Below are 5706 nucleotides of genomic sequence, written 5' to 3'. Positions count from 1 at the left end.
GTCACCCTCCTGCAGCGCAAGGCCGAGTCCCTGGGCCGGTCCCTGGGCAAGACCACGGGCTGGACCCACAAGGCCACCCTGCAGAAGCGCGGCGTGCAGATGATCGGCGGCGTAACCTACGAGAAGATCGACGACGCCGGCCTGCACGTCCTGATCGGGACCGAGCCTCGCCTCATCGAGGCCGACACCGTCATCATCTGCGCCGGCCAGGACCCCCTGCGCGCCCTGCACGACGAGCTGGCCGCCCTCGGCGTCGCCTCCACCCTGGTGGGCGGCTCGGACGTGGCCGCGGAGCTGGACGCCAAGCGGGCCATAAACCAGGCCAGCCGGCTGGCCGCCGCGGTCTGATTTCACCGAACGGTCCGGAACCCGCACCCGTCAAAGCATTGTCTTGACGGGCGCCGGGGGCTGGGTTTGAGTCTGGCGTCCGCAGGCTGACGGCGCTGCTGCGAAGGGTCGCAGACCGCGTCCGGGATGGCCCGACGGGGGGAAACAGATGAGCGTGGACTCCACAGCCGGCGGCGCGCCCGGCCCCAGGATTGAAACGACCAAGCCATCCCTCTGGACCAAGGTTTCCTACGGCTTCGGGGCCGTGGCCTTCGGGGTCAAGGACAACGGCTTCAGCTATTTCCTGCTGATCTTCTACAGTCAGGTCATCGGCCTGGACGCCCGCCTGGTGGGTCTGGCCCTGACCATCTCCCTGCTGGTCGACGCCTTTTTCGACCCGATCCTGGGATACTGGTCCGACAACCTGCGCTCGAAATGGGGCCGGCGGCACCCGTTCATGTACGCCGCCGCCGTTCCCATCGCGGCGACCTATTTCCTGCTCTGGAGTCCGCCCCAGGGCTGGGAGGACTTCCACCTCTTCCTCTACCTGCTGATCCTGTCGATCGTGGTGCGCATGCTGATCTCCATCTACGAGATCCCCAGCACGGCCCTGGCGCCCGAGCTGACCGACGACTACGACGAGCGCAGCTCCCTGCAGGCCTATCGCTCCTACTTCGGATGGACCGGCGGCAACGCCATGTCCGTGTTCAACTTCATCGTCCTGTTCCCGCTCTTTGCGACGGCGGCCATCCCCAACGGTCAGTTCAACCCGGAGGCCTACAGGACCTACGGCATGATCGCCTCCGGCTTGCTGCTGTTCTCGGTCCTGGCCTCGTCAATCGGCACGCACAGCCGGATCATGCACCTGAAGCCCGCGCCTCCGAAGCGGCGGCTCAGCCCGCTGATCGTCTTCAAGGAAATCTTCGAGACTCTCTCGAACCGGTCCTTCCTGGCCCTCTTCGTCTCGGCCATCTTCGGGTCGATCGCGGGCGGTCTCTCCGCCGCCCTGGCCTTCTATTTCTACACCTACTTTTGGGACTTCAGCACCCAGCAGTCAGGCCTGATCACCAGCGGGGTCTTCGTCTCGGCCATCCTCGGCGCGGTCCTGGCGCCCATTGTCAGCCGGACCATCGGCAAGAAGAAGGGCGCGATCATCATCGGCCTCATCGCCTTCCTGGGCTCGCCAATGCCCATCGTCCTGCGCCTGATGGGAGTCCTGCCGGACAATTCCAGCCCCTTGGTCTTCTGGTTCGTCTTCTTCACGACCATGATCGATGTGGGCCTGATCATCTGCTTCCAGATCCTCGCCGCGTCCATGATGGCGGACCTGGTCGAACAGGCCGAGATCAAGACCGGGAGGCGCTCCGAGGGCATCTTCTTCGCCGCCTCGGCCTTCATCCGGAAGGTGGTGGGGGGCCTGGGGCTCACCGCCGCCACCTTCGTCCTGACCGTGGCGGGCCTCCAGGCCGGGGCCGACCCCAGCCAGGTGTCCGACGAGACCCTGTTCCGCCTGGGCCTGTTCTACGTTCCCGTCATCCTGGCCCTGTGGATGACCATGCTGGCGGTGATGATGACCTACACCATCACCCGGGATGGCCACGAGGCGAACCTGCGCACCCTGGCCGAGATGAAGGGCAAGGAGGGCGACGGCGGCGACGACTGAGCCGCCGCCGGTCCCCGCCTCAGGCCGCCAGGCCCTGCAGGACCGCCGCCTCGGCGCGGACGGCCTGCGGGCCGCCCAGCACCTGGCGGTTGTAGCCGATGCGCTTGAACCAGTAGTGCAGCCCGACAAGGTCGGTGAAGCCCATGCCGCCGTGCACCTCGGTGGAGGTGCGGGCCACGAAGGTCCCCACCTCCGACAGGTGCGCCTTGGCGTGGCAGGCCATCACCGAGGCCTCCTCCGGCAGGTGGTCGAGGGCGTGGCCGGCGTACCAGACCAGGGACCGGCAGGGCTCCAGCGAAGCCGCCATTTCGGCGCACATGTGCTTCACGGCCTGGAAGGTGGCGATGGCTCGGCCGAACTGGACCCGGCCCTTGGCGTAGGCCACGGCCTGGTCGAGCATGTCCTGGGCGGCGCCCAGGGTGTCTGCGGCCAGCATGACCCGGCCGGCGTCGATCATGGCGCGCACGGCGGCGGGGCCGTCGCCGGCCTTCAGGGGCTCGGCCGCGACACCGTCGAAGACCAGCTCCCCGGTGGGCCGGGTGGCGTCGATGGTGCGGAAGTCCGTGCGGGTGAGGCCAGGGGCGTCGGCGGCCACCAGGTGCAGGCCGCGCGTCCGGTCGGCGACGACGTAGAGGTCGGCCTCGTAGTCCACCACGAACTGGGCCCGGCCATGCAGGCGCCCGTCGCGGGCCTCGACCCCGGCGCCGTCCCGGGCGCCGGTGAGCTCGGACAGGGCGACCCCCGCCACCGCGGCGCCGGAGGCCAGCTTCGGAAGCCAGGCCGCCTGCTGGCCGGCGTCGCCCGCCTTCAGGAGGGCCAGGGGCGCCATGACCGCCGTGCCGGCGAAGGGGGCCGGGGAGACGAAGCGTCCCAGCTGCTCGGCGGCGAGGGCGGCGTCCAGCAGGGACAGGCCCACCCCGCCGTGGGCCTCGGGGATGATCAGGCCGGTGACGCCCAGTTCGGCCAGGCCCTGAAGCACGTCCGGGGCGCGGCGGTCCTCGCCGGCGGCGAAGGCGCGGGTGCGGGCAAGGCCGCCGGTCCCGGTCAGGAACCGGGCCAGGGCGTCCTGCAGCATGACCTGCTCTTCGGAGAGTCCGAATTCCATGGCGTGTCTCCTCAGGCCCTGGCCAGCTTGGGCTCGCGGGGCATGTCCAGCCCGCGCTCGGCGATGATGTTCTTCTGGATCTGCGAGGTGCCCCCGCCGATGATCAGGCCGAGAAAGTACATGTAGTCCCTCTGCCAGGAGCCGCCGCCGCGCAGGCGGGGCGTGTCGCCGTAGAGCAGGCCCAGCTCGCCCATGACGTCGACAGCGAAGCCCTCCAGTTCATGGCGCAGCTCGGTGCCCTGCAGCTTGACCACCATGCCCGCCAGGGGTGCGGACTGCCGGTTCACCGCCGCCGAGAGCAGTCGAAGGTCATTGCAGCGCAGGGCCTGGACCCGGCCCTGGATCGCCATCAGCCGGTCCCGGTAGACGGGGTTGTCGATGACGCGGCTTCCGTCGAGGGTCTCGGCCTTCATCAGGTCGATCAGGGCGTTCAGGCGGCTCTGCATGACGTTGGGGTCGGCGAGGGAGCCGCGCTCATGGCGCAGGATGGCGTTGGCGACCTTCCAGCCCTCGCCGCGCCGTCCGACGATCTGGTGGGCCGGGACGCGGACGTCGGTGAAGAAGACCTCGTTGAAGTTGGCCGCGCCGGTCATGTCCACCAGGGGGCGAATCTCGATGCCCGGGGTCTTCATGTCGAACAGCAGGAAGCTGATGCCCTCGTGCTTGGGGGCGTCAGGCTCGGTGCGCACGAGACAGAAAATCCAGTGCGCGAGGTGGGCTGTGGAGGTCCAGATCTTCTGGCCGTTGATCACCCACTCATCGCCCTCGAGCACGCCCCTGGTGGCGAGGGCCGCGAGGTCGGAGCCGGCGTTGGGCTCGGAATAGCCCTGGCACCAGAGCATCTCGCCGCGCAGGGTCGGACCGATGAACTGGCGCTTCTGGTCCTCCGACCCCACCTCGAGCAGGGTCGGGACCAGCATGGAGATGCCCTGGCCGCCGAGGCCGGGCGACAGCTGGGCGCGGGCGAATTCCTCGGCGATGATCCGCGACTTCAGGATGTCCGGCTCGGCGCCGTAGCCGCCGTACTCGCGCGGGATGGTGCGGGCGGCGTAGCCGTTCTCGATCAGGAGCTTCTGCCAGGTCAGGCCGTTGCCGCCCTGGCCGGGCGCCTGGCTGCGGTGGGCCTCGAGGAAGCCGCGCACCTCGGTGCGGAAGGCCTCGTATTCGGGGCTGTAGGACAGGTCCATCTTGCTCCTCCCGTTGCGGTCCGGCCTTGGGCGCCAAACCTTGAGCATCTGGCCCGCCGGGTCCAGTCTCCCAACAGGGCGGATGGCTGGCAAGCCGCCGTCCCTGAGCGATTAGGGGAGGCCCGCCTCATGGACAAGCCATCCGCGACGGAAGCCGCGCCGGAGCCTATCCTGGACCCGGACCGGCGGATCCTCGATCCGCACCACCACCTCTGGCCCGCCGGGGCGGGACCGGCCTACCTGCTGGACGAGCTGAGGGCCGATACGGGGGACGGCCACCGGGTCGAGGCCACGGTCTTCGTGGAATGCATGACCGGCTACCTCACCGACGGCCCCGAGGCCCTGCGCCGGGCGGGCGAGACCGCCTTTGTCGCCCGGGCGGCGAGGGACTCCCGCGACGGGAAGGGCGCGCGCATCGCCGCCATCGTCGGCTCGGCGGACCTTCTGGCGCCCGACGACCTCGACGCCCTGCTGGACGCCCACGCCGAGGCGGGCGAGGGCCTGTTCCGGGGGATCCGCCACGCCGCCGCCTGGGACGCCTCGGACGCCATCCGCCCCTCGCACCACCACCCGCCGCCGCACCTCTACCTGGACGCAACCTTCCGGCGGGGCTTTGCGAAGCTGTCGGCCCGGGGCCTGACCTTCGACGCCTGGCTCTTCCATCCCCAGATCTCCGAGCTGACGGACCTCGCCCGGGCCTTCCCCGAGGCCAGCATCATCCTCGACCACCTGGGCGGGCCCCTGGGCATCGGCCCCTACGCCGGCAAGCGCGACGAGTTCTTCCCGACATGGCGGGCGGACATGGCCGGGCTGGCGACCTGCCCGAACGTGACGGTGAAGCTGGGCGGCATGGCCATGCCGATCAATGGCTGGGACTGGCATAAGACCGGCGCCCCGGACTCCGCCGCCTTCGCCGCGGCCCAGGGCGACTGGTATCGCGCCGCCATCGACCTCTTCGGCCCCGACCGCTGCATGTTCGAGAGCAACTTCCCCGTGGACCGGGCGAGCCTGTCCTACCGGACCCTCTGGAACGGCCTGAAACGCATCGCCGCCCCGTATTCCGAGGCCGAGAAGGACCAGATGTTCTTCGGGACGGCGGCGCGGGTTTACGGGATCGAGGGGTAGGGCGGACGGGTGGATCCTTCCTCCGCCAGCAGGGCGAGGCAGCCTCGGCGGACCTGGGCGATCCGGCCCGGAAGCCAGTCTCCGGCATCGATCTCCGGCCGCTCGTGCAGCCAGCCCAGCTGGACAAGGTCCCGCACCAGCAGGAACTGGGGCAGCTGCGCCGCCTCGGCCTCCGGCAGGTCGCGCACCTCGCGGTATCCGGCGAGGAAGGCGTCCCTGACAGCTGCGAAGTCCGGCGCGGCCTGCTGGTGCGTCAGGGCGACGGCGATGTCGTACATCCGCCAGCCGAAGGCCGCGTC

The 5706-nt window shown here is 69.8% G+C and carries 6 protein-coding genes; 3 read left to right on the top strand and 3 right to left on the bottom strand.

What is annotated here, in order from left to right; all coding sequences use genetic code 11:
• Both INE98_RS11600 and INE98_RS11595 read left to right on the top strand, forming a co-directional pair.
• Nucleotides 1–348: FAD-dependent oxidoreductase (locus tag INE98_RS11600; RefSeq protein WP_293539090.1), on the top strand; the 348-nt coding region annotated here is incomplete at its 5' end.
• A 148-nt stretch (nt 349–496) separates the two neighbouring features.
• A complete protein-coding gene (locus tag INE98_RS11595; protein ID WP_293539089.1) occupies nt 497–1990 on the top strand; it encodes an MFS transporter in 1494 nt (497 codons plus the stop codon).
• Nucleotides 1991–2009: 19 nt separating this feature from the next.
• Here the strand turns inward: INE98_RS11595 and INE98_RS11590 are convergent, their stop codons facing one another.
• Both INE98_RS11590 and INE98_RS11585 read right to left on the bottom strand, forming a co-directional pair.
• A complete protein-coding gene (locus INE98_RS11590) occupies nt 2010–3095 on the bottom strand; it encodes an acyl-CoA dehydrogenase family protein (protein WP_293539088.1) in 1086 nt (361 codons plus the stop codon).
• An 11-nt stretch (nt 3096–3106) separates the two neighbouring features.
• Nucleotides 3107–4282 carry an acyl-CoA dehydrogenase family protein gene (locus INE98_RS11585; protein WP_293539087.1) on the bottom strand — a complete coding sequence of 392 codons (1176 nt, stop codon included), beginning with the start codon at nt 4280–4282 and terminating at the stop codon, nt 3107–3109.
• Between the two features lie 129 nt (nt 4283–4411).
• Here INE98_RS11585 and INE98_RS11580 point away from each other — a divergent pair, with 129 nt between their 5' ends.
• Entirely contained in the window at nt 4412–5407 is a 996-nt protein-coding gene (locus tag INE98_RS11580; protein ID WP_293539086.1) for an amidohydrolase, read from the top strand.
• Here INE98_RS11580 and INE98_RS11575 read toward each other — a convergent pair.
• A partial coding sequence (locus INE98_RS11575) for a hypothetical protein (RefSeq protein WP_293539085.1) occupies nt 5389–5706 on the bottom strand: 318 nt, incomplete at its 5' end. The two genes, INE98_RS11580 and INE98_RS11575, sit on opposite strands and share 19 nt — an antisense overlap.

This window comes from Phenylobacterium sp., from assembly GCF_020253645.1.
In the GTDB taxonomy this organism is placed as follows: domain Bacteria; phylum Pseudomonadota; class Alphaproteobacteria; order Caulobacterales; family Caulobacteraceae; genus Phenylobacterium.
The sequence above is the reverse complement of the archived record's forward strand: the minus strand, read 5'-3'. Positions and strand labels throughout refer to the sequence as shown.

Bases quoted from the DNA above. Each gene is read 5' to 3' on its own strand.
- INE98_RS11585 (WP_293539087.1), bottom strand. From the start codon at position 4,282: ATGGACCTGTCCTACAGCCCCGAATACGAGGCCTTCCGCACCGAGGTG.
- INE98_RS11580 (WP_293539086.1), top strand. From the start codon at position 4,412: ATGGACAAGCCATCCGCGACGGAAGCCGCGCCGGAGCCTATCCTGGAC.
- INE98_RS11595 (WP_293539089.1), top strand. From the start codon at position 497: ATGAGCGTGGACTCCACAGCCGGCGGCGCGCCCGGCCCCAGGATTGAA.
- INE98_RS11590 (WP_293539088.1), bottom strand. From the start codon at position 3,095: ATGGAATTCGGACTCTCCGAAGAGCAGGTCATGCTGCAGGACGCCCTG.